Annotated in this window: 21 protein-coding genes; 11 read left to right on the top strand and 10 right to left on the bottom strand. The window is 66.5% G+C overall.

Annotated features, from left to right (window positions below):
- Positions 1–325 precede the first annotated feature (325 nt).
- Positions 326–757: a tetratricopeptide repeat protein gene (locus tag QNJ67_12895; GenBank protein MDJ0609868.1), complete on the bottom strand. Its 432-nt coding sequence runs from the start codon at positions 755–757 to the stop codon at positions 326–328.
- 104 nt (positions 758–861) lie between these two features.
- Here QNJ67_12895 and QNJ67_12890 point away from each other — a divergent pair, with 104 nt between their 5' ends.
- Together QNJ67_12890 and QNJ67_12885 are read left to right on the top strand one after the other, a co-directional pair.
- Complete coding sequence (locus QNJ67_12890) at positions 862–1,563, top strand: YggS family pyridoxal phosphate-dependent enzyme (protein MDJ0609867.1); 702 nt, start codon at positions 862–864, stop codon at positions 1,561–1,563.
- A gap of 133 nt (positions 1,564–1,696) precedes the next feature.
- Positions 1,697–2,878, top strand: a complete 1,182-nt coding sequence (locus QNJ67_12885; GenBank protein MDJ0609866.1) for an aminotransferase class V-fold PLP-dependent enzyme — start codon at positions 1,697–1,699, stop codon at positions 2,876–2,878.
- Positions 2,879–2,893: 15 nt separating this feature from the next.
- Here the strand turns inward: QNJ67_12885 and QNJ67_12880 are convergent, their stop codons facing one another.
- From QNJ67_12880 to QNJ67_12855, 6 genes are all read right to left on the bottom strand, one after another.
- Positions 2,894–3,772 (bottom strand): transporter substrate-binding domain-containing protein, encoded by an 879-nt coding sequence (locus QNJ67_12880; GenBank protein ID MDJ0609865.1) that lies wholly within the window; start codon positions 3,770–3,772, stop codon positions 2,894–2,896.
- A gap of 8 nt (positions 3,773–3,780) precedes the next feature.
- Positions 3,781–5,211: a Na+/H+ antiporter NhaC gene (nhaC, locus tag QNJ67_12875; GenBank protein MDJ0609864.1), complete on the bottom strand. Its 1,431-nt coding sequence runs from the start codon at positions 5,209–5,211 to the stop codon at positions 3,781–3,783.
- 130 nt (positions 5,212–5,341) lie between these two features.
- Positions 5,342–5,869, bottom strand: a complete 528-nt coding sequence (locus QNJ67_12870) for a phosphate-starvation-inducible PsiE family protein (protein ID MDJ0609863.1) — start codon at positions 5,867–5,869, stop codon at positions 5,342–5,344.
- A 49-nt stretch (positions 5,870–5,918) separates the two neighbouring features.
- Positions 5,919–6,431: a L,D-transpeptidase family protein gene (locus QNJ67_12865; protein ID MDJ0609862.1), complete on the bottom strand. Its 513-nt coding sequence runs from the start codon at positions 6,429–6,431 to the stop codon at positions 5,919–5,921.
- A gap of 95 nt (positions 6,432–6,526) precedes the next feature.
- A complete protein-coding gene (locus tag QNJ67_12860) occupies positions 6,527–7,345 on the bottom strand; it encodes a hypothetical protein (GenBank protein ID MDJ0609861.1) in 819 nt (272 codons plus the stop codon).
- Positions 7,346–7,474: 129 nt separating this feature from the next.
- The gene (locus QNJ67_12855) at positions 7,475–8,140 is read right to left on the bottom strand and encodes a TIGR02466 family protein (protein MDJ0609860.1); all 666 of its coding nucleotides are present in this window, start codon (positions 8,138–8,140) and stop codon (positions 7,475–7,477) included.
- A 120-nt stretch (positions 8,141–8,260) separates the two neighbouring features.
- Here QNJ67_12855 and QNJ67_12850 point away from each other — a divergent pair, with 120 nt between their 5' ends.
- The 9 genes from QNJ67_12850 to QNJ67_12810 all read left to right on the top strand — a co-directional run bounded on the left by QNJ67_12850 (position 8,261) and on the right by QNJ67_12810 (position 17,084).
- On the top strand, positions 8,261–9,145 hold the full coding sequence (locus QNJ67_12850) for an alpha/beta hydrolase (protein ID MDJ0609859.1): 885 nt from the start codon (positions 8,261–8,263) through the stop codon (positions 9,143–9,145).
- 150 nt (positions 9,146–9,295) lie between these two features.
- Positions 9,296–9,991, top strand: a complete 696-nt coding sequence (locus QNJ67_12845) for a response regulator transcription factor (GenBank protein MDJ0609858.1) — start codon at positions 9,296–9,298, stop codon at positions 9,989–9,991.
- A 207-nt stretch (positions 9,992–10,198) separates the two neighbouring features.
- Positions 10,199–11,032, top strand: a complete 834-nt coding sequence (locus tag QNJ67_12840; protein MDJ0609857.1) for an MBL fold metallo-hydrolase — start codon at positions 10,199–10,201, stop codon at positions 11,030–11,032.
- Complete coding sequence (locus tag QNJ67_12835) at positions 11,029–11,892, top strand: class I SAM-dependent methyltransferase (protein ID MDJ0609856.1); 864 nt, start codon at positions 11,029–11,031, stop codon at positions 11,890–11,892. Before QNJ67_12840 ends, QNJ67_12835 begins: the two co-directional genes overlap by 4 nt.
- 94 nt (positions 11,893–11,986) lie before the next feature.
- A complete protein-coding gene (locus tag QNJ67_12830; GenBank protein MDJ0609855.1) occupies positions 11,987–13,318 on the top strand; it encodes an adenylate/guanylate cyclase domain-containing protein in 1,332 nt (443 codons plus the stop codon).
- Between the two features lie 368 nt (positions 13,319–13,686).
- Positions 13,687–14,382 carry a response regulator gene (locus QNJ67_12825; protein MDJ0609854.1) on the top strand — a complete coding sequence of 232 codons (696 nt, stop codon included), beginning with the start codon at positions 13,687–13,689 and terminating at the stop codon, positions 14,380–14,382.
- Between the two features lie 155 nt (positions 14,383–14,537).
- The gene (locus tag QNJ67_12820; GenBank protein MDJ0609853.1) at positions 14,538–16,331 is read left to right on the top strand and encodes a DUF1538 domain-containing protein; all 1,794 of its coding nucleotides are present in this window, start codon (positions 14,538–14,540) and stop codon (positions 16,329–16,331) included.
- The gene (locus QNJ67_12815; protein MDJ0609852.1) at positions 16,328–16,693 is read left to right on the top strand and encodes a P-II family nitrogen regulator; all 366 of its coding nucleotides are present in this window, start codon (positions 16,328–16,330) and stop codon (positions 16,691–16,693) included. Before QNJ67_12820 ends, QNJ67_12815 begins: the two co-directional genes overlap by 4 nt.
- 16 nt (positions 16,694–16,709) lie before the next feature.
- The gene (locus QNJ67_12810) at positions 16,710–17,084 is read left to right on the top strand and encodes a hypothetical protein (GenBank protein MDJ0609851.1); all 375 of its coding nucleotides are present in this window, start codon (positions 16,710–16,712) and stop codon (positions 17,082–17,084) included.
- A 69-nt stretch (positions 17,085–17,153) separates the two neighbouring features.
- Here QNJ67_12810 and QNJ67_12805 read toward each other — a convergent pair whose 3' ends face one another.
- The 3 genes from QNJ67_12805 to QNJ67_12795 form a co-directional block, all read right to left on the bottom strand.
- Complete coding sequence (locus tag QNJ67_12805; protein ID MDJ0609850.1) at positions 17,154–18,095, bottom strand: TAXI family TRAP transporter solute-binding subunit; 942 nt, start codon at positions 18,093–18,095, stop codon at positions 17,154–17,156.
- Positions 18,096–18,237: 142 nt separating this feature from the next.
- On the bottom strand, positions 18,238–19,416 hold the full coding sequence (locus QNJ67_12800; GenBank protein ID MDJ0609849.1) for an ABC transporter permease: 1,179 nt from the start codon (positions 19,414–19,416) through the stop codon (positions 18,238–18,240).
- A complete protein-coding gene (locus QNJ67_12795) occupies positions 19,413–20,411 on the bottom strand; it encodes an ABC transporter permease (GenBank protein MDJ0609848.1) in 999 nt (332 codons plus the stop codon). Before QNJ67_12795 ends, QNJ67_12800 begins: the two co-directional genes overlap by 4 nt.
- Positions 20,412–20,467 lie beyond the last annotated feature (56 nt).

Here is a 20,467-nt window from a genome sequence, read left to right as displayed (position 1 = left end):
CCCCTTCACCGGCGAGCCGACCACCTTCAAGGCCAAGCCGGCGACCCTGCAGCCGCGCTTCACCGCCGGCAAGGCGCTCAAGGACGAGGCTGGCAAGTACTTCCGCCGCAACATGAAGTAAGGCCGCCTCGGCCACCGCAAGACGACCAGACCCCGGCTTCGGCCGGGGTTTTTGGTTTCGGGATCGCGACTCCAACGAGCTCGCCGTGGCCGCGCCGCACCTCAAGCCCCGGGTCTTCGCCGGGGCGCATCCTTCGGCGGAATCTGGGCGATAGGGTCGCGCGCGGTGTCAGAGAACGCCGGGTTGTTTTGACCAAGCTCTGCTTTAGGCGGGCGGCGTCAGCTTGGTCTGGATGAAGTCCCAGTACTTCGGATCCTCTTCGTCGAAGATCTCGGGGCCGGCGCCCATGTAGGCCCGCGCCAATTCATCCGCAGATTTCTCGAGGTTGCCCAGTTCGAACTGGGCCTGGCCGAGGCGCAGATGAATGAAGGGGTTGCCCAGGCCGTCGGGCGAGGCCACCGCGTGCTGCAGTGCGTCGCGGGCGACGGCGAAGGCGCCGAGCTGAAACCGGCAATCGCCGATCGCCGCATAGATCCAGGTGGCCGCCTCCCAGTCGGTCTTCGGCTCCGGCACGAGAGCCAAGGCCTCTTCGTAGCGCGCGATCGCGCCTTCCAGGTCGTCCTCGTCCATCAGCGCGTCGCCGTCCGCGCAGAAAGCCGTGATGCGCCGGTGCGCCGCGTCGCTCAGCTGTTGCATGGTCCTGGTTCCGATTCCGGGTCCGATTGCCCACGGGGCCAGCGCAGTGCTTAACGAAAGACTCTTTGCTTCCCCTTAACACCGGCGCGGTCTAGCTTTGGCCCATGGCATCACTCGTCGAACCCGCCCTGGACGCGGAAAGGCTTGCCGAGAATCTGGCTGCCGTCCGCGGCCAGGTCGCGGCCGCGGCCGAGGCGGCGGGGCGCGATCCGGCCGAGGTCACCCTGGTCGCGGTCGGCAAGACCCACCCCGCCGAATGGATCGAGGCGGCGCTGAAAGCTGGCCAGCGGGTCTACGGCGAAAACCGGGTGCAGGAAGCGCAGGGTAAGTTCCCCGACCTGAAGGCGCGCTATCCGGACCTGGTTCTGCACCTGATCGGGCCGCTGCAGACCAACAAGGCGGCCGTCGCGGTCGAGCTCTTCGATGTGATCGAGACCGTTGACCGGCCCAAGCTGGCGCGGGTCCTGGCCAAGGAAATGGACAAGGCCGGCCGGCGGCCCGCCTGTTTCATACAGGTCAACACCGGCGAGGAAGCGCAGAAGGCCGGCGTGGCCCCGGGCGAGGCCGACCAGCTGATCGCGCTCAGCCGCGACGAGCTGGGTCTGCCGATCGAGGGCTTGATGTGCATCCCGCCGGTCGGCGAGGAGCCGGCGCTGCATTTTGCGCTGCTGCGCGAGATCGCCTGCCGCAACGGGCTGCAGTCGCTGTCCATGGGCATGAGCGCGGACTTCGAGACGGCGATCCGCTTCGGTGCCACCCACGTCCGCGTGGGCACCGCCATCTTCGGGCCACGCGCACCTCGTTGACGTGCGGGGTCTCAATAAAATCCGCGATCACGTCCAGTGAACCACGGGCGGCGGTCCAGGGATCGATACTTACGCCCGGCGCGTCTTGGCCGAGGCGAAGTCTCTTGGCCGAGGCGAAGTCTAAGGAGCGGGCATGGCATTGGACGTGAAGCAGATCAGGGCGGAGACCCCGGGTATCGACAAGAGCGTCCATCTGGCCGCGGCGGGATCAGCGCTGATGCCCAAGCCGGTCGTCGATGCGGTGATCGAGCATACGCAGCTGGAAGCCGAGATCGGCGGCTACGAGGCGCAGGCCGCGAAGGCCCCCGAGCTCGCCTCGGTCTATGACCTGATAGCGACCTTGATCGAAGCCTCGTCCCGTGAGATCGCGATTCTCGAGAATGCCACGGTGGCGTGGTGCCATGCCTTCTACGCCCTGCCGCTGCGCAGCGGCGACCGAGTCCTGACCTGCGAGGCGGAGTACGCCGCAAACTACGTGGCTTTCCTCCAACGGGCCAGGCGCGACGGCATCGTTATCGACGTCGTGCCCAGCGACCGGGACGGCTCGCTCGACCTTGCGGCCTTGGAGGACATGATCGACGAGCGTGTCGCGCTCATCGCCACCACCTGGGTCCCGACCAACGGCGGCCTGGTCAATCCCGCGGAAAAGATCGGCGAGATTGCGCGCGGCCGCGGCATACCCTATCTGCTCGACGCCTGCCAGGCGGTCGGGCAGATGCCGGTCAATGTCGAGGCGCTCGGCTGCGACTTCCTCTCGGCGACCGGCCGCAAGTTCCTGCGCGGGCCGCGCGGCACCGGATTTCTCTACGTCCGTGAGAAGTGGCTGGAGACCCTGGAGCCGGCAATGATCGACCACTTTGGTGCGCCCTGGATCGCGCATGACCGCTACCGCTTGAGACCGGACGCACGCCGCTTCGAGACCTGGGAGAACTCCTACGCTCTGCGCGCCGGCCTCGGGGCCGCGGTCGCCTACGCCCTGTCGCTCGGCCTGCCGGCGATCAGGGACCGTGCCTGGGCACTCGCGAAAGGGCTGCGTGAAAGGCTGGAGCGCATCCCCGGATGCGAGGTTCGGGACCTCGGAAAGGACCCCTGCGCCATCGTGAGCTTCACCATCGAAGGATTGGAAACCAAAGAAGCAATCGCGAGACTGCGTAAACAGGCCATCACGATCGGCTCGTCACAGCCGTCCAGCACCCGGCTTGATTCGGAAGCCCGTAACCTGCCGGTCCTCTTCAGGGCTTCGCCTCACTACTACAACACCGAAGAGGAACTCGACCGCCTCGTGGCTGCGCTGCTCGCGTGTCTCGACCCCTAAGAGGTGGACGACACTCTATCCGTAGAACTCGAACCAATCGGTCGATTCGAACCACTTGCGGCGGATCTCGTCGTAGCGGCCGTCGGTCCTGATCTCCTGCAGGAAGGCGTTTAGCCAAGCGAGGAAATCGGGGTCGTCCTTGCGGATGGCGAAGGCGATCGCTTCGTCGGTAAAGGGCTCGTCCAGGAACACCAGTCCTTGAGCGCCGTGCATCGCCAGGTAGGTGGCGTGGAACGGCCGGTCGTAGACGAAGGCGTCGACCTTTCCTTCGGCGACCGCCGCCGCCGCCGCGGTTTCCGTGTCGAAAGCCTGGTAGACGGCTTCGGGCAGGTGCCGCTTCACCGCCGCTTCGCCGGTCGTCCCCGGTTTGGAGGCGACGCGGTACTTCGGGTCGTTCAGATCCCGATAGGAGGTCACTTTATCGGCCAGTTTCCCGTTCAGCAGCACCGTCTGGCCGACCTGCATGTAGGGATCGGAAAAATCGACCCGCTGGCGCCGTTCTTCGGTGATCGACATGCCGCTGATGATGATGTCGCAGCGACCCAAAACCAGCGACGGGATGATGCTGGTCCACCGCGTGTTGACCGGCACGAAGTCGACCCCCAGGTCCCGGGCCATGGCGCGGGCCAGGTCGATGTCGAAGCCGCCGAAGCTGGTCTTCTGCCCGCCCTTCCGTTCGTCCGCCGGCCGCAGGCTGCGCTCGCGCAGGCCCGAGCGCTTGCCGACCATCTCGAAGGGCAGGTATCCGGCCTCGAAGCAGACGCGGAGCGCGCCGCGCTCCAGAACGCCGTTCAAGGTCGAGCCGGGGTCGAGCGCCCTGTCCTGGGCGTTGCCGGGCAGGGCCGCCAGGCAGAGCAGCAGGAGGGCGAGACCCGCGCGGATCGGGCGCGTCATCGCCGGCCTCACTTCGCCGGGGCCGCGCCGGCCTCCGCCTCGCCGGCCGCAGTCTCGTCGAGCGGATGGATCGTCCAGCCGGTCCAGCCGAAGACCAGCGTGACCAGCGGCGACAGCCAGCAGAAGAAGGCGAAAGGCAGATAGGCGAGCGTCGCGACGCCCAGCGTGGCCGCCTGGTACACACCGCCGGAGTTCCAGGGCACGAGGTTGGCCGTCACCGTGGCGCTGTCTTCCACCGCGCGCGACAGGTTCTTGGCGTGGAGGCCGCGCTCTCTATAGGCCTGGGCGTACATCCGGCCGCCCATGACGATCGCCATGTACTGGTCGCAGAGAACCAGGTTGGCGCCCAGGCAGGTCAGGACCGTCGAGGTGATCAGCGAGGCGCTGGAGGTCGCCATCCTGAGGATTCTGTCGACGATCACCTTGAGCTGGTTGGTCGCCTCCATGATCCCGCCGAACATCATGGCGCAGATAACGATCGAGATCGCGTAGAGCATGGCGGTGAAGCCGCCCTTGCTGAGCAGGGAATCCACGGCCTCGATTCCGGTGTTGCTGGCGTAACCGCTGTAGGCGACGTCGAGCAGCTTCGGATAGGTGGCGCCCTCGAAGATCAGGCCGAGGATGACGGCCGAAGCCACGCCCGCGACGAGCCCGGGAATCGCGGGCGCCTTCTTGTAGGCGCAGACGATCACGAGCAAAGGCGGGATCAGGTGCCAGGGACCGATGGTGAAGTCCCGGTCCAGGGTGGCCAGGATTTCCTGAACCCTGGCCAGGTCCTCCTCGCCGCCGCCGAGGAACAGGCCGAGCACGACCTCGATGGCGAGCGTGAGCAGGATCGCCACGCCCGAGGTGTAGGTCATGTGGCGGATGTGCGTGTAGATGTCGGTGCCCGCCATGGCCGGGGCCAGGTTGGTAGTGTCCGACAGGGGCGACATCTTGTCGCCGAAGTAGGCGCCGGAGAGCACGGCGCCGGCGACCACCGGCAGGGGGAAGCCCAATCCCGCGCCGATGCCCATGAGGGCGACCCCGATCGTGCCGGTGGTGCCCCAGGAGGTTCCCGTGGCCAGCGAGGTGACGGCGCAGATGATCACGGTCGCGGGCAGGAAGATCTCGGGCGAAAGGATCTTGAGTCCGTAGTACAGCAGGGTGGGCACGACGCCGGACAGGATCCAGACGCCGATCAGGATGCCGATGATGATCAGGATGATGATCGCGTGGAGGGAGTTGGCGATCCCGGTGATCATACCTTCCTGGATCGTGTTCCAGGAGAAGCCGGAGCGGTAGGCGACGAGCCCGGCTACCAGGACTCCGAGCAGCATGGGAATATGCGGATCGGTGCCGTAGACCACGATGGAGAGCATGATCCCGACGACCAGCGAGAACAGCGAGATCAGCGCTTCCCAGAGATAGGGGTCGCGTTGTTCCTTGCTCGCGAACATCGGCGCCTCCCCCTCCGTTCCCCGAGAGCTCGCCGCATCGCCGAATCTGCGAGGTCGAGACCGCTCTCTCGACCAATGGTATCAGACTTGCGTTCTGCGCGCAGCGATCCTTATCGCTGACGGCGCCGGCTCAACCCATCTCCTCCGGCCTACCTCGCATCGCGGGCCGGTCCGAGGGGTACTTGTAGGAGGCATAGCGCAGAACCCAGACGGAGAGCGACAACATCAGGATACCGCCGATCACCACCAGGATCCCCCAGTGGGGGTTCTGGATCGCGTCCATAAGGTCTTCGTGGTGCTCCACGTTGACCATGCCGATCAGCAGACGGGTCATCGCGGTCAGCGCGACATAGATCAGGAAGCGCACCGGCATGTGGTTGGTGGTGAAGTAGATGCCCACCATGGCGCCCAGCTCGAGGAAGATGAACAGCAAGAGGATGTCCTCGACCGTCGCGTGGCCCTGGGACACCATCTTGAAGAACTCGAAGACCGCGGCCCACACGATGGTCCCGCCGATGGCGAACAGGGCCAGCAGGTGAAAGCCGTTGACCAGGCCCGTGCCGAACTTGTCGGCGAGCCGGTGGGCCATGGTGCCGAAGTCTTCGATTCGATCGGTCTGATTGGCCGTCTTTTCGACCTGTTTTTCCTCGTCCGCCATACCTTTCCTCTTCCTCTCTCAGTTGAAGTCCGCGAAGCGTGCAGGGCGCCTAGTCCTCGACAACAACCGCCGTTCCCGGCCCGGCGGCACCGAGCACCGCGAGCAGATCCTCGCGCGCGAGAGCGACACAGCCCTGGGTCGGGCTGTAATCGGGACGGGCGACGTGAAGGAAGATCGCGCTCCCCGCGCCGGGCACCGGCGGGTCGTCGTTGTGCCCCAGGATGACGATCACGTCGTAGATCTCGTCCTCGCGCCAGAGGACCTCGTGGCTCGCCTCGTAGGGCAGAGTCACCGGCCGGTTGTAGTGCGCGTCCTCCGGGTCGTCGCACCAGCCGTCCGCGGGGTCGAGCGCCGCGACGGGCAGAGCGGTGGGCGGCGCCGCCATGCGGTCCGGCCGGTAGAGCACGCGCCGCATGGGCCAGGACCCGATCGGTGTCGCGCCGTCGCCCTCGCGCTTGTCGCGCCGGCACCCGCCGGGCCCCAGGGCGCAGCGGTAGACCGTCTCGCCGAAACGGGCGACCCATGCGCCCTTCTCGCGACAGACGGTCAAATCCAGGCTCATGGCGAAGGGTGTCTCCCGCAAGCGCTCGACGACGCGGAATCGCCCTCCAGACTAACCCGCTTTCGCGATTCTAAGGTTAATGAAAATCGAAGCGGTCACGGAGCGGCGGCTGCACCCTCGTCGCCGCCGGTCTCTTCGCGGGCGCGCGCCTCGGCCATGGCCCGGTACTTGTCCAGGGCCTCGCCCATCTTGCGGGCGAAGGCGTCGCTGACCTGGGCGGGGCGATCCGGCGGCGGCGCGGCACCGAGCAGAGGCCTCGCCGGCTCGATCGTTTCGGCACCCGGCGACCCGCCGCCAACGCGCCCCGCGGCGAGCTGGCGGAGGTCGGCGGCCAGTGCACGCAGCGCCTCCTGGTTCTCCAGGCCGGGCGCCGGCGCGGCGGGTGTGGGCGCGGCGGCTTCAGGCCCGGGTTCGCTCGCCCCGGGTTCGGGCGCGGCGGTCTCCGGCCCGGGCCGGTTCTCGCCGGCGGCCAGGTCCTGGGTCTCGTCGGTCCCGCCGTCGCCGAAGGCCGCCGCGATCAGGGTGTCGCCCAGCGGCCGGCCGCTGATCTCGGCGAACAGGCTGTCGGCGGTCGCGAAGACGAAGCCGAGCGGCCCGGCGTAGATCATCGCGCCCATGATCCGCGCGGCGGCGGTGATCTCGTCGCCCGAGACGCTGCGGTAGAACGAGCCCACGAATGGCAGGTGGTGCAGGGGGTTGATCAGGTCGACCAGGTCCTCGAATCGCAGCTCGGCGTCGACCGTCGCGGCCTCTGCGCCGGGGCCCAGGGTCGTGACCTCGTTGGTCGCGCTGATCCGGTGATCCGCGAAGGCCTTGCGCCCGCCGCCGGGCGGCTCCGGCGGAGGCGGCCTCGAGCGCGCCAGGTCGGCCAGGCTGGGCCGGACTCGCGGATCTATGCCGGTTTCCATGCTCATGCTTCTGGGCTTACTGAAGCAAGAAGGGGGCCAAGAACGCCCCCGCGTGGGCGGCGGCAGGGCGGACCGATTTCGCGCCCGGGCGGCCATTTCGGCCCGGCAAGGCTTGCCGACCCGACGGGATCTGCTCTACCTGCCGGCGGGCTTTCGCTTTAGGGGAATGCCGCTCCACTTGGGCCGGCTCATGACCTCGACGTAGTCGGGGAACATCATGTTGAAGCTGATGCTGATGCGGATCTGGCTGCTCTGGTTGGACGGCACCGAGTGCACCAGCCAGGCCGGGAAGACCACCATCCGCCCAGGCCTGACCGAGATCGGCTGGGACGTGGCATTGAACGGGTTGGTCTCGGTCAGGCGCGGGGCGATGATCTCGGGCTGGGGCCGCGGATCGTGAAACGTGACCGCGTCCGCGCCCGGCTCGGCCATGACGTAGTAGATCCCGCTCAGGAAGTTGTTGGGGTGACTGTGGGCGATATGGAAGGCGCCGCGGGGATTCATGTTCGCCCAGCAGCCTGTGATGACGACGTCCTCGTAGTCGACCGCTAGTCGCTCCAGCACGGTCCGCGCCGCGCTATGGAACAGCGCAACCAGATCCTTGAACTCCTCGAACTCGTGCAGGTTCTGCTCGGTCTGCCAGTTCTGGCCCTGCACGATCCTGGGCCGCGGCGCGGTGAGCGCGTTGAGATCGGCGGCCAATTGCCGGTTCAGGGGCTCTGCCTGAGCGGCCGGCAGGTCGAAGATCCAGGCGGTGGTCGGAAACAAGGCTTGCGGCGTGACGGATTCGAACTCGGCCATGGCCCCCCGCTGAAGAAATCCTCAAAGGCATGCCGGGAGAAGATGCCCCTCCCGCCGTCCGGTTGCAAACCGGCAGTGGCGGCGGGATAGTGAAGCGCGCAGCGATCGTTGGAGAGCGTCATGGCCGGCGCGAAGGTGTTTCTCGACTACGACCAGGAGACGCTCGACGCGCAGCTCAACCTGCGCGCCCGCTGGCCCGAGCACCCCGAATACTTCCGCCGCTGGGCCGAGGAGAGCGCCGCGGCCAGGGCGCGTCTTCCGGCGCGCCTGGATCTCGCCTACGGGCCGACGCCCGGCCAGACGCTCGACCTTTTCCGAGCCGAAACGGAATCGCCGGCGCCCCTGCTCGCCTTCATCCACGGCGGCTACTGGCAGGCGCTCGACAAGGGCGACTTCAGTTACCTGGCGGCGCCCTATCTGGAGGCGGGCATCGCCTACGCCTCGCTCAACTACGACTTGGCGCCGGCCGTTGGGATCGGCGAAATGGTCCGGCAGATTCGCGCCGCCTTCGCCTGGCTCCACCGCGAGGCCGCGGCGCTCGGAATCGATCGGGACAGGATCTACGTCGCCGGGCACTCGGCCGGCGGACACCTCGCCGCGATGACCCTGGAGACCGACTGGCCGTCGCTCGATCGGGACCTTCCGGCGCGGCTGGTCAAGGGCGGATGCAGCGTCTCGGGCATCTACGACCTTGCGCCGGTCCGGCTCAGCTACCACCAGGCGGTCCTCTCCATCGATGCGCCGACCGCCGCCGAGATGAGCCCGGTGGCCGCCCTCCCGGCACCCGGAGCGCCGCTGATCCTGGCGGTCGGCTCCGAGGAAACGGCGGAGTTCCACCGCCAGCAGGCGGACTTCGCCGGGCTCTGTCGGGATGCCGGGCGTGCCGCCCCGACCGTCGATTTGCCGGGGCGCAACCATTTCACCGCAGTGGATGCCATGGCCGAAGCGGATCACGCCCTGTTCCGGGCGGTCCGCGATCTGATCCTGGCGGAAGCCGCTCCTTGAAGCCGCCCGCGCGCGGTGTTATCTGAGACCCCTGATGCAGTCGAGCAGGGCTAACCGCATGAATTGGAACAACAAGCGGTCCGCTCTGGCCGGCCCGGGGCGCACCGGCGACACGGTGCAGGGAAAATGGCCGGCAGGGGTATCCGTGGCATGAACGCCCCGACGGGAAAGAAGATCCTTCTCGTCGACGACGACGACGCCCTGCGGACATCGCTGGGCGAACAGCTGCGACTGCACGAGGAGTTCATCACCAGCGAGGCGGACAACGCCGCGAAGGCGCTGGAAACGGCCAAGGGCGAGTACTTCGATGCCATCCTGCTCGATGTCGGGCTACCGGACATGGACGGCCGCGACGTTTGCCGCCTGATGCGCCGCAACGGCGTCAAGTCGCCGATCATCATGCTGACCGCCGCCGAATCCGATGCCGATACCATCCTCGGCCTCGACGCCGGGGCCAACGACTATGTCACCAAGCCGTTCAAGCTGGCGGTCCTCCTGGCGAGGCTACGGGCTCAGCTGCGCCAGCACGAGCAGAGCGAGGACGCGGTCTTCACCATCGGCCCCTACACCTTCCGGCCAAGCGTCAAGCTTCTGGTGCACGGCGAGAACAAGAAGAAGGTCCGCCTGACCGAAAAGGAAACGGCGATCCTCAAGTACCTCTACCGCAGCGGACACATGGTGGTCGGCCGGGACACGCTCCTGGGCGAGGTCTGGGGCTACAACGCCGGCGTCACGACCCACACGCTCGAGACCCACGTCTACCGCCTGCGGCAGAAGATCGAGGCCGATCCCTCGAACGCCCGGATCCTGGTGACCGAGCCCGGCGGTTATCGCCTGGTGCCCTGATCCGGTGCGGCCGGGGAGGCATGGTTGAAGCAATTCGCCCCTTAAGGGAATCTCAGAGCGGCTCTGCTAGCATGCAATGGTCTGCATCTCGAGGCAGCGGGCCGTCCCGCCCGGCGTCCGGGCGCGATGTGAAATAACCCCTGGGACAGCGGCGCGCGGTGTCTTACATCTAAGGCCGATCAGAGCGAAAAGCGGGAAAACCGACCCTTGACCAAGCAGCGCAGCCTGTCCGTCCGCTTCTGGGGTGTCCGCGGTTCCATCGCCTGCCCCGGCGAGGAGTTTCGGCGCTACGGCGGCAACACCTCCTGCCTGGAGGTGCGCTGTGACGGACATCTGCTGATATTCGACGCCGGCACCGGCTTGCGGGGGCTCGGCGACCACCTCGCCAAGGACGGCGACCTGGTCTCCAACATCTTCCTGACCCACACCCATTTCGACCATATCGCCGGGCTGCCGTTCTTCGGCCCGCTGTTCAAAGCGAACAACCGGCTTCGTCTTTGGGCCGGTCACCTGCAGCCCGAGATGACGCTGCACGAGGCGATCAACCAGTTCATGGTGGCGCCGCTGTTTCCCGTTCCGCCGCAGATCTTCGCCGCCAACGTGTCGTTCCACGATTTCACCGCCGGCGAGACCATCGAGCCCTGCCGGGGGATCAAGATCCGGACCGCCGCGCTCAACCACCCGAACCGGGCGACCGGCTACCGCATCGACTGGAACAAGAAGTCGATCTGCTACATCACCGACACCGAGCACGTCGAGGGCCAACCGGACGAGAAGATCCTCGAGCTGATCGACCGGGCCGACCTGGTGATCTACGACAGCACCTATACCGACGAGGAGTTTCCCGACTACCGCTCGTGGGGCCACTCGACCTGGCAGGAGGGCGCGCGCCTTTGCGATCTCGCGGACGCGCGGCGCCTGGTGATCTTCCACCACGATCCAGCGCACGACGACGACTTCATGGACCGGGTCGCGCGAGAGGCCGAGGCCCTGCGGCCGGGCACGGTCGTCGCCCGTGAGGGCTTGGTCCTCGAGCCGTGAGCCCGTCCCCCACGGGACGGGCCTGGCGCCGGCGCGCCTGGTACGGCCTGCAGACCCTCTTCGGCGGCGCGCCGCGCGGCTTCTTCATCCCCTACCGCTATGCGGCCGACCTGCCCGGCGCGGGCCAGCGCGGACCCTATCCGGCGCTCGAAACGCTGCTCCGGGAGCGGGAGCCGGCGTTTGGGGAACTGCTCGACGAGGTCGACGGTCTGGCCGACGACCTCGAACGCATCGGCGACGCGCCGCCGCCGGCCCCGCGCTGGTCCCAGGACTGGTTCCCGCCCCTCGATGCTGCGGTCGCCTACACGCTGGTGCGCGGCCGTCGGCCACGCCGCATATTGGAGATCGGTTCGGGGCACTCGACGCGGTTTCTCTGCCGGGCGGTCGCGGACGGCGGTCTTGAGACCGCGATCACCGCGATCGATCCGGCGCCGCGCGCCGACCTGGCCGACCTGCCTCTGACGCTGCGGCGCGAGACCCTGCCGCTGGACGACCTGGCGCCGTTCGAGGATCTGCAGTCCGGCGACTTCCTCTTGATCGATTCCAGCCACATCCTGATGCCCGGCAGCGACGTGGACTTCCTGCTCTGCCGCGTCCTGCCTCTGCTGCCCGCCGGCGCCTGGGTGCAGTTCCACGACATCTTTCTGCCCGAGGACTACCCGGCGTCCTGGGCCTGGCGCGGCTACAACGAGCAGCTCGGTCTCGTACCCCTCTTGCAGGGCGGTGGCTGGCGGGTGCGCTTCGCCAGCCACTACGTCTCGACCGCCATGGAGGCGGCCGTGGCCGCCTCGGTTGTCGGCGGGGTGGCGGCCGTGCCGGGGGCCCGGAACAGCGCCTTTTGGCTGGAGAAATTGGCTTGAATCTTCCGCGGTTCACGCCTTTCTGAGATTCGTCCCGGCCGCGTCTGGCCTAGAATGACGTTCCAGCAAACTGCGTGGTGGCCTCCCCGTGCCCATGAAATGGTTCTCGAGCGAGAATGGCGAGGCTCTGCCCGAGCGCGTCCAGCTGGCGATCCGCGATCAGCAGGACCGCAGCGAGCTGCTGATTACCTGGTTCCAGTTCTCCGTGCTGATCGTGATCGGCACCTTCTACTTCTTCTCGCCCAAGACCTTTTCCGACGACGCGACGTTCGAGCCGGTGCCCTGGGTGCTGGCGATCTACCTCGCGCTCACCCTGGTCAGACTGTTCTGGGCGCGGCGGGGCAGCCTGCCATCCTGGTCGCTGGCCGTCTCCGTGGTCTTCGACATGACGCTCTTGATGGCGCTGATTTGGAGCTTCCACCTGCAGTACGACCAGCCGGCCTCGTTCTATCTGAAGGCGCCCACCATCCTGTGGATCTTCATCTTCATCGCGCTGCGAGCGCTGCGTTTCGAGGCGCGCTACGTCGTGCTCGCCGGCGCCGTCGCGGTCACGCTGTGGGTCGCCATGGTGCTCTACGTGGTCTACGGCGACCCCGAGGACATGATGATCACCCGTGATTACGTCACCTACCTCACCTCCAATTCGGTGCTGATCGGCGCCGAGGTCGAGAAGATCCTGACCATCTCCGTGGTCACCGGAATCATCGCCTTTGCGCTCATGCGCGCACGGGACCTGCTGGTGCGCGCCGTCGCCGAACAGACCGCGGCGCAGGAGCTGTCGCGCTTCTTCGCGCCGGAGATCGCCGCCAAGATCAAGGGCTCCGAGCGTGAGATCCGCGCCGGGACCGGCGAGCTGCGCGAAGCTGCGGTGCTCAACCTCGACATGCGCGGGTTCACCCGCTTCGCCGCCGAGGCGCCGCCGGACGCGGTCATGAGCCTGCTCTCCGAGTACCAGGCGCAGGTGATCCCGGTGATCCAGAAGCACGGCGGATCGATCGACAAGTTCCTCGGCGACGGCATCATGGCGACCTTCGGCGCCGCCGCGCCGACCGACAGCTACGCCGCGGACTCGCTGCGCGCGCTGCAGGAGACCATGGCGGCCGCCGGGCTCTGGGCCGAGGCCTGCGCGGCCGAGGGCCGGCCCTGCCCGCGGGTCAATGGCTCGGTCGCGACCGGCAACGTGCTCTTCGGCGCGGTCGGCGACGAGACCCGGCTCGAGTACACGGTGATCGGCGACGCGGTGAACCTCTCCGCTAAGCTGGAGAAGCAGAACAAGGAGCTGGGCGTCAGCGCGGTATGCGACCGCAGGACCTACGACCTGGCGATCGAGCAGGGCTACCGCGACGGTGCGGGCCTGCGCCAGGTCCCCGGTGCCCAGGTGGCCGGGGTCTCCCAGCCGGTCGACCTCGTCGTGGTAAAGGACTGAGCGAGCTGCGCAGTCATTAAGTACATATTTGTTTACCTTAAGAAAATATTTCGCCGTTTACTTATCTTTGCTATTGTAATTCAGGGCTTGTTCAAGTAATAAATTAATCACCCGTTAATAAAAGCACGCACCAGCTGGGAGCAAGTATGCTGAAGGCGGCCGAGAATTTGATCGCAGGAGAGGACGGGGCGATAGACGTAAACGCCGGGCTCTATTGTGCCATGGCTATGACCCTTCTCTTCTCGGTCGTTCAAATGTTTCTGGGAAACTGACCAGATCCAGGAGGCTTCTCGGTTGTTCTTCGAATCTTGCGACAACCTGGTGCTAATCAGCGCAGGGGCACAGCCAAGATCCGACGGAAGCCGGTTATGCAAATACTCTATGTAGAGGACAACCTTTCAGAGGCGCAGTACGGGGAAGCTATGCTGCGCAGCGAGGGGCATTTCTGCCATACCGCGAATGATGGACGGCAGGCGATAGCGCTGGCGAGGCGCAACGAATACGACCTGATTATCGTGGACATCATGTTGCCGGATATCGACGGCTATCAGGTGATCGAGCAGATCCAAGAGGCGGGCGTCACGGCGCCTTTCCTGATCCAGTCGGGGCTTGTTGACAAGAACTGGACGCTCGACGGCTTGGGGTCTGGCGGCGTGGCGGGCTACTTGGCCAAACCCTTTACCAGGGACGAGCTGAAGAAACGCATCGAGCGCGCTACGTCCGGTTCCGTCGAAACCCCGTTTCGGCAAGATCAGGGGCCTCCCAAGCAGAGCGATCCGTGCCCGGCCGGTGCCGAACGCCGGCAGCACCGGCGCTTCGCCACGCTGAAGTCTGCTGAGATCATCGATGGGGAGGACCGCCACGCCTGCATCGTGTTGAACCTTTCCCATAGCGGTGCCGGCCTGCGCCTGCCTCAGCAGAAGATCCCGAAGCGGTCCGTGTTCAAGCTGCAGCTCCAATCGGGACCGGTCCATGAATGCCGCATCTGCTGGAAGGCGGGAGACAAGGTCGGCGTGAAATTCCTGACCACCGGCTCTTGCGCCGAAAAGCCGAAAGCAGAGTGATGCGGCACCGCCGCGGCTCGGAGGTCGCCGGGCGGTAGCGATCGCCGGCGGCCGGACCCCAGTCTTTACTAGGACCAGACATTCCGATTAACTGACGGCTCGCGCGTTCCGGGGGGTGCGCGTTCAGGCCTCGTTGTCGCCGGATGGGGGGGTGAATGCCGAACAGCTGCCGCTTCGGAGACTATCAGCGCGAGGCGCGCTCGACCCACCAGGTATTAAGCTACAGCCGCATGGCCCCCGCCCTGTCCTTCGATTCCGAGGGCCGGGTCATCCCCAAGGCGATACCCAAGTACGACATCTCGGCGGGCGAAGCCCTGCGCATTGTCCGGCCCTACATTTCCGTGCGCCTCATGGAACAGATCAAGGCCGTCGTTCCCTTGGGCCTCTATCTCGCTCTCTTCCAGATCCTCTTTCTGCAACAGTTGGTCGCCGACAGCTGGATCATCACCGGCGGGCTCTTCGCCGTCATCATTGGCCTGATGCTCTTCATGGAGGGCCTCGCCCTCGGGCTCATGCCCTTCGGCACCCTGATCGGCGACAGGCTGCCCCGCAAGTCCAGCCTGCCGGTCGTCCTGCTCGTTACGCTCTTACTGGGTATCGGCGTCACCTTCGCCGAGCCCGCGATCGGCGCCTTGAAGGCGGCCGGCCAGATCGTATCGGTCGAGCGTGCGCCCTACCTCTATGCGATTTTGAACTTCTGGTCCGGGGCGCTCGTGCTGGTCGTCGGTTTCAGCGTCGGGTTGGCCGCCGTGCTCGGGACTCTGCGCTTTCTCATGGGCTGGAGCCTGAAGCCGCTCATTTATCTGTCCCTGCTGCCCGTCCTGGCGCTGTCCGCCGTCGCCGCCATCGACCCGGAACTGCGTAACATCCTGGGCCTGGCCTGGGACTGCGGCGCCGTGACGACGGGGCCGGTAACGGTCCCGCTGGTCCTGGCGCTGGGCATCGGTATCGCGGCCGCGGGTGGGAAGGGAGATTCGGAGCTCTCCGGCTTCGGGATCGTCACGATGGCATCGCTGTTCCCGATCATCGGCGTGCTGCTGCTCAGTTTCTATATCTCCTCGACGGTCGAAGTCGCCGAGATCCTGGAGATGGCCAAGCAGTCCGCGGCGGTCGGCAGCGAAGCGAGCCCGAGCTGGTACCAACGGACGCCGGGCGAGGAAATCGTCCTGGGCGTGCGCGCGATCCTCCCGCTCGTCGTTTTCCTTTTCCTCGTCCTCAAGTTCCTCCTGAGGGATCGTCTTGAGAACCCGGGCTACATCCTTTACGGCATCGGGCTCACCATCGTGGGCATGTGCATCTTCAACGTCGGACTGACCTACGGCCTTTCGAAGCTCGGCGGCGCCGCGGGAGGCCTGGTGCCCTCGGCCTTCATGGAAGTGAACAGTGTTGAAGGTTCGCCGATCTACGAGTTCATTGTCGGCTTGGTCGTGGTCTTGGCCTTCGCGTGGTTTCTGGGCTTCGGAGCGACGCTGGCGGAGCCGGCGCTGAACGCGCTGGGCGTGACGACGGAGAAGCTGACGAACGGCGTCTTCAAGAAGAAGACTTTGGTCTACGCGGTCTCGGTCGGTGTCGCTTGCGGTATCGCCGCCGGCGTCGCCAGGCTGGTGTTCGAACTTCCTCTGATTTGGCTGGTGGCGCCGCCCTATCTGTTTGCGATGCTGCTCACATTCCTATCCACCGAAGAGTTCGTGAACGTCGCATGGGACAGCGCCGGCGTGACGACCGGTCCGATCACCGTTCCCCTGGTCTTGGCGATGGGTCTGGGATTGGGCGAAGCAACCCAGGCCGTGGAAGGCTTCGGGATCCTCTGTCTCGCGTCCATCGGCCCGATCCTCTCGGTTCTCACTGTCGGCCTCTGGGCGCGCTATCAGGTATGGAGACGCCAGCACGAGGCCGACCGCGTCCCGACCGAGTCCCAGAAGAGCGACGAGGGCCAGGTGCTGACATGAGCGACAACGAAATCACCTACTTGACGGACGTGGCCTTGCTGACGGTCGTGTTCCAGGCGGGCCGGGCCGAAGCGATCCTGAAGGCGGCGCGGGAGATCGGCGCCACGACCGGCGCGATCGGATATCGCGTGAACGGATTCGGCGCGCGCGAACTGCTCGGTGTCCTGGGCGTCGCGGTCGAGGTCGAACGGGAGGTGATCAGCATCCTCGTCGCAACCGACCAGGCCGACGCCGTCATGGACCACCTCTACCGCGGCGGGGGGCTCGACACGCCGGGTGCCGGATACATCTACGTAACGCCGCTCGACAAGGCCGCCGCCTACATCCCGAAGAGCATGCGCGAACGCCTGGACGCGAACTGAGCCCGGAGGGGGTCGGATGGACGGGAACGACAGCGGCGCCGCGACCAGCGGGAAGGATTGCAAGCTGATCATCTGCATCTTGCCGGACGACGGCACGCACCGGACCCTGCTGAAGGATCTGCGCGCGAACCGCAAGGCGGTTCGGGTCTCCAGCCAGTCTTGTTTGGGCATCGATGCTTTCGCCGATGCGAAGGCGAAACCCGGAACGCTGCCGGACGCCTATCTGATCAGGTACGTGCAGATCGTCGTGAACGCCGACGAGGCCGACGTTCTGTTCGAGTATGTTCTCGGCGTAGCCCAGATCAATCGGCCCGGCGGCGGCATGGTCGTGCAGGCGCCGCTGCTGGCCGCGAGCCACTACGCGCTTCCCGAAGGTATCCCCGACGAATAGGGCCTAGAGCAGGTTCGGGTTTGTCGGATCGCCTCCGGCGATTCCGTCAATACATGATCCGCTCTGGCGTCAGAGCCCGATCTCGGCGAGGTATCTGCGCACCCCCGGGTGGATCAATTGTGGTTCGAGGGCCGCGGCCTTGGTGTTCTCGGGCGTCGTCTCGCGGCCCTGGGCGAGTTTCGCCGCCAGGGCGGGGTTGCCGCGGTGCAAGGCCTTGGCCAGGCGATAGGCGACGTCGTTGGGCAGGTCTGGACGGGCCAGGATGAAGCTCCAGGCGGCGACCGAGCGCAGCGGCTCGGTCTGCCCGGGGTAGGACGAGGGCGCCAGAACATAGGGCTTGAGGAACGGGAACTTCGCGTTGACCTTCTCGACCTGGTCCAACGTCAGGCCGACCAGGAGCCCGCCGGCCCGCGTGATCTTGGTGAAGTTGGGCCAGCCGATCCCGCCGCCCCAGAGCGCCGCGACGCTGCCGTCCAAGACCATGGGGGCGCCCCGCCCGGCCTTCTCCAGATAACGGGCGTCGAAGTCCTTGTCCCGGTCCAGGCCGAGGGCCTCTGTCACGTAGCCGCCCAGCGCCGTTAGTCCCGAGGACCGGGTGCCCCAGGCGACCCGTTCTCCGATCAGGTCGGAGAAGGTCTTGGCCGAGCTGTCGCCGCGCACGGCGAATAGGCCGAAGCTGGGGTAGATGGCGCTGATGATCTTGAGATCGAGCTTCTCGCGCCCGACCCCGGCGAGCGCCTCGTAGGCCGGCACGCCGGCGACCAGCGCCGTGTCCAGCGCGCCGCTCCGCAACAGCTCCAGGTTCTCCCTCGAGCCCTTTGTGGCCACGGTTTGCAGCGAGAGGGTCGGATCGGTCTCGTTGACCACGGGCGCCAGCGCGCCGCCGAACAACTCAAAGCCGCCGCCGGGCGTGGCGGTGCCCAGGGTTACCTCGGTCTTCTCGGCCGCGGCGGCGGGCAGCCAGACGGCAAGACAGATCGCGGCGAGCGCGGAAAGCCTGAACAAGGTCAAGGAATGCCTCCCATGTGACGGTGGAACCTGCGCCGGCCCGGGCGCGGCCCGGCCGACCCTATGGCAACTCGATACTCGGCCGAAAATGACAATCGCCGTCATCAAAATCTCACGGAAACGGGACGGCGTCACGCCGTCGCCGCTACTTGTAGGGATCCGCGGCGTCGCGCAGGCCGTCGCCCAGGAAGTTGAAGGCGAGCACGACCACCACCACGGGCACCACCGGCAGCATCAGCCAGGGATAGAGCTCGACGATCGAGATGTTCTGCGCCTCGGACAGCAGCACGCCCCAGGAGGTGATCGGCGGCCGCAGCCCCAGGCCTAGGAACGAGAGCGCGGTCTCGCCCAGGATCATGCCGGGGATCGAGAGCGTCGCCGAGGCTATCAGGTGGCTGGTGAAGCTGGGCAGGAGGTGGCGGCCGATGATCCGCCGCGGCGAGGCGCCCATAAGCTGGGCCGCCAGGGCGAAGTCCTCTTCGCGGAGCGCCAGAAGCTTCGAGCGCACGGCGCGCGCCAGCCCGGGCCAGTCCAGGAGGCCGAGGATGATGGTGATGCCGAAGTAGATCAGCAGCGGGCTCCAAGTTACCGGCAGGATGGCCGAGAGCGCGAGCCAGAGCGGGATCTCGGGAAACGAGCGGATCACCTCGATGCCGCGCTGGATCAGGTTGTCGACCCAGCCACCGTAATAGCCGGCCAGCCCGCCGATGACGATGCCGAGCAGGAAGGAGATCGAGATGCCGACCAGGCCGATGGTCAGCGAGATCCGCGCGCCGTAGATCATGCGGCTTAGGAGGTCGCGGCCCAGGCGGTCGGTGCCGAGCAGGAACATGGTGCCGCCCTCGGCCGGGCAGACCAGGCGGAAGCGCCCCGGGATCAGGCCCCAGAACTTGTAGGGCTCGTGCAGGCAGAAGAAGCGCAGCTTCTGGATCCGATCGGGATTGGGCGTGTACTCGCGCCGCAGGTTCTCCATGTTCAGCCGGTAGTCCAGGCCGTAGACGAAGGGCCCGACGAAGCGGCCCTCGTGGAACAGGTGGATCCCCTGGGGCGGGGCGAAGATGTAGTCGACGTGGCGGCTCTGCAGGCTGTAGGGCGCCAGGATCTCGCTGAACAGGATCGAGACGTAGAGCGCCAGCAGGATGGCGCCCGAGATCAGCGCGAGGCGGTGGCGGCGGAACTTCCACCACACCAGCTTCCACTGGGGCGCCATGTAGTAGCGCTCCATCTCCGGCGACATCTCTGTGACGCTGTGCGGATCGAAGGGCGCCGGGTTGACGTAGTGCTCGATCGGCCTGCGGCCACCGCCCATCTGGGTGTCGCTCATTTGGTCGCGCCCCCTTCGAGCCGGATGCGCGGATCGAGCAGCGCCAGCAGCACGTCCGACAGGAACACGCCGATCACCGTCAGGCCGGCCAGGAACATCAGGAACGAGCCGGCCAGGTACATGTCCTGACTGCGCAGGGAGTCGACCAGCATGGGCCCCGTGGTCGGCAGGTTGAGCACGATCGACACGATCGCTGCGCCGGACACCACCTGGGGCAAGAGGGAGCCGATGTCGGCGATGAAGGGGTTGAGCGCCATCCGGAGCGGATACTTCAGCAGGAGACGGCCCGGCGGCAGCCCCTTGGCCCGCCCGGTGATCACGTACTGCCGCTGCAGCTCGTCCAGAAGGTTGGCGCGCAGCCGGCGGATCATGCCGGCCGTCCCCGAGGTGCCGATCACGACCACCGGCACGATCAGGTGCTGCAGCACCGAGACGAACTTGCCCCAGCTCCAAGGCTGGTCGACGTAGTGGTCGTCCATCAGGCCGCCGATCGAGATGCCGAAGTAGACGTTGGCGAAGTAGAGCAGCACCAGCGCCAGCAGCATGTTGGGCGTGGCCAGGCCGAGGAAGCCGATGAAGCTGAAGGCGTAGTCGCCGAAGCTGTACTGGCGCACCGCCGAATAGATGCCGATCGGGAAGGAGACGACGTAGATGAAGATGATCGTCGTGAAGGACAGCAGGAAGCTGAGCCACAGCCGGTCGCCGATCACCTCGTTGACCGGCCGCTGATGCTCGAAGGAATAGCCCAGGTCGCCCTGGATCAGGCCGAAGACCCAGAAGAAGTACTGCTCGTAGAACGGCCGGTCGAGCCCGTACTCCTGGCGCAGGTGCTCGATCTTCTGCGGATCGACCGCCTCGCCCTGGCTCTGCAGCTCGGTGATGTAGGTCTCCAGGTAGTCGCCCGGCGGCAGCTGGATGATGATGAAGATCAGCGCGCTGATCGCGATCAGCGTCGGCACCATGACCATGATGCGGCGGATGGTGTAGCTCAGCATGGCGCGCGTCCCGCTTCGCCGGAAAGGGCCGGAACGCTTTCCACCGAGACGCCGCA

This window comes from Kiloniellales bacterium (genome assembly GCA_030064845.1).
GTDB lineage: Bacteria > Pseudomonadota > Alphaproteobacteria > Kiloniellales > JAKSDN01 > JASJEC01.
Note: the sequence above shows the minus strand (reverse complement) of the source record. Positions and strands in the feature narration are given on the sequence as shown.

What these genes read in the sequence shown, in the direction of transcription:
- QNJ67_12895 (MDJ0609868.1), bottom strand. Translation starts at nt 757, where the DNA reads ATGCAACAGCTGAGCGACGCGGCGCACCGGCGCATCACGGCTTTCTGC.
- QNJ67_12890 (MDJ0609867.1), top strand. Translation starts at nt 862, where the DNA reads ATGGCATCACTCGTCGAACCCGCCCTGGACGCGGAAAGGCTTGCCGAG.
- QNJ67_12885 (MDJ0609866.1), top strand. Translation starts at nt 1,697, where the DNA reads ATGGCATTGGACGTGAAGCAGATCAGGGCGGAGACCCCGGGTATCGAC.
- QNJ67_12880 (MDJ0609865.1), bottom strand. Translation starts at nt 3,772, where the DNA reads ATGACGCGCCCGATCCGCGCGGGTCTCGCCCTCCTGCTGCTCTGCCTG.
- nhaC (MDJ0609864.1), bottom strand. Translation starts at nt 5,211, where the DNA reads ATGTTCGCGAGCAAGGAACAACGCGACCCCTATCTCTGGGAAGCGCTG.
- QNJ67_12870 (MDJ0609863.1), bottom strand. Translation starts at nt 5,869, where the DNA reads ATGGCGGACGAGGAAAAACAGGTCGAAAAGACGGCCAATCAGACCGAT.
- QNJ67_12865 (MDJ0609862.1), bottom strand. Translation starts at nt 6,431, where the DNA reads ATGAGCCTGGATTTGACCGTCTGTCGCGAGAAGGGCGCATGGGTCGCC.
- QNJ67_12860 (MDJ0609861.1), bottom strand. Translation starts at nt 7,345, where the DNA reads ATGAGCATGGAAACCGGCATAGATCCGCGAGTCCGGCCCAGCCTGGCC.
- QNJ67_12855 (MDJ0609860.1), bottom strand. Translation starts at nt 8,140, where the DNA reads ATGGCCGAGTTCGAATCCGTCACGCCGCAAGCCTTGTTTCCGACCACC.
- QNJ67_12850 (MDJ0609859.1), top strand. Translation starts at nt 8,261, where the DNA reads ATGGCCGGCGCGAAGGTGTTTCTCGACTACGACCAGGAGACGCTCGAC.
- QNJ67_12845 (MDJ0609858.1), top strand. Translation starts at nt 9,296, where the DNA reads ATGAACGCCCCGACGGGAAAGAAGATCCTTCTCGTCGACGACGACGAC.
- QNJ67_12830 (MDJ0609855.1), top strand. Translation starts at nt 11,987, where the DNA reads ATGAAATGGTTCTCGAGCGAGAATGGCGAGGCTCTGCCCGAGCGCGTC.
- QNJ67_12825 (MDJ0609854.1), top strand. Translation starts at nt 13,687, where the DNA reads ATGCAAATACTCTATGTAGAGGACAACCTTTCAGAGGCGCAGTACGGG.
- QNJ67_12820 (MDJ0609853.1), top strand. Translation starts at nt 14,538, where the DNA reads ATGCCGAACAGCTGCCGCTTCGGAGACTATCAGCGCGAGGCGCGCTCG.
- QNJ67_12815 (MDJ0609852.1), top strand. Translation starts at nt 16,328, where the DNA reads ATGAGCGACAACGAAATCACCTACTTGACGGACGTGGCCTTGCTGACG.
- QNJ67_12810 (MDJ0609851.1), top strand. Translation starts at nt 16,710, where the DNA reads ATGGACGGGAACGACAGCGGCGCCGCGACCAGCGGGAAGGATTGCAAG.
- QNJ67_12800 (MDJ0609849.1), bottom strand. Translation starts at nt 19,416, where the DNA reads ATGAGCGACACCCAGATGGGCGGTGGCCGCAGGCCGATCGAGCACTAC.
- QNJ67_12795 (MDJ0609848.1), bottom strand. Translation starts at nt 20,411, where the DNA reads ATGCTGAGCTACACCATCCGCCGCATCATGGTCATGGTGCCGACGCTG.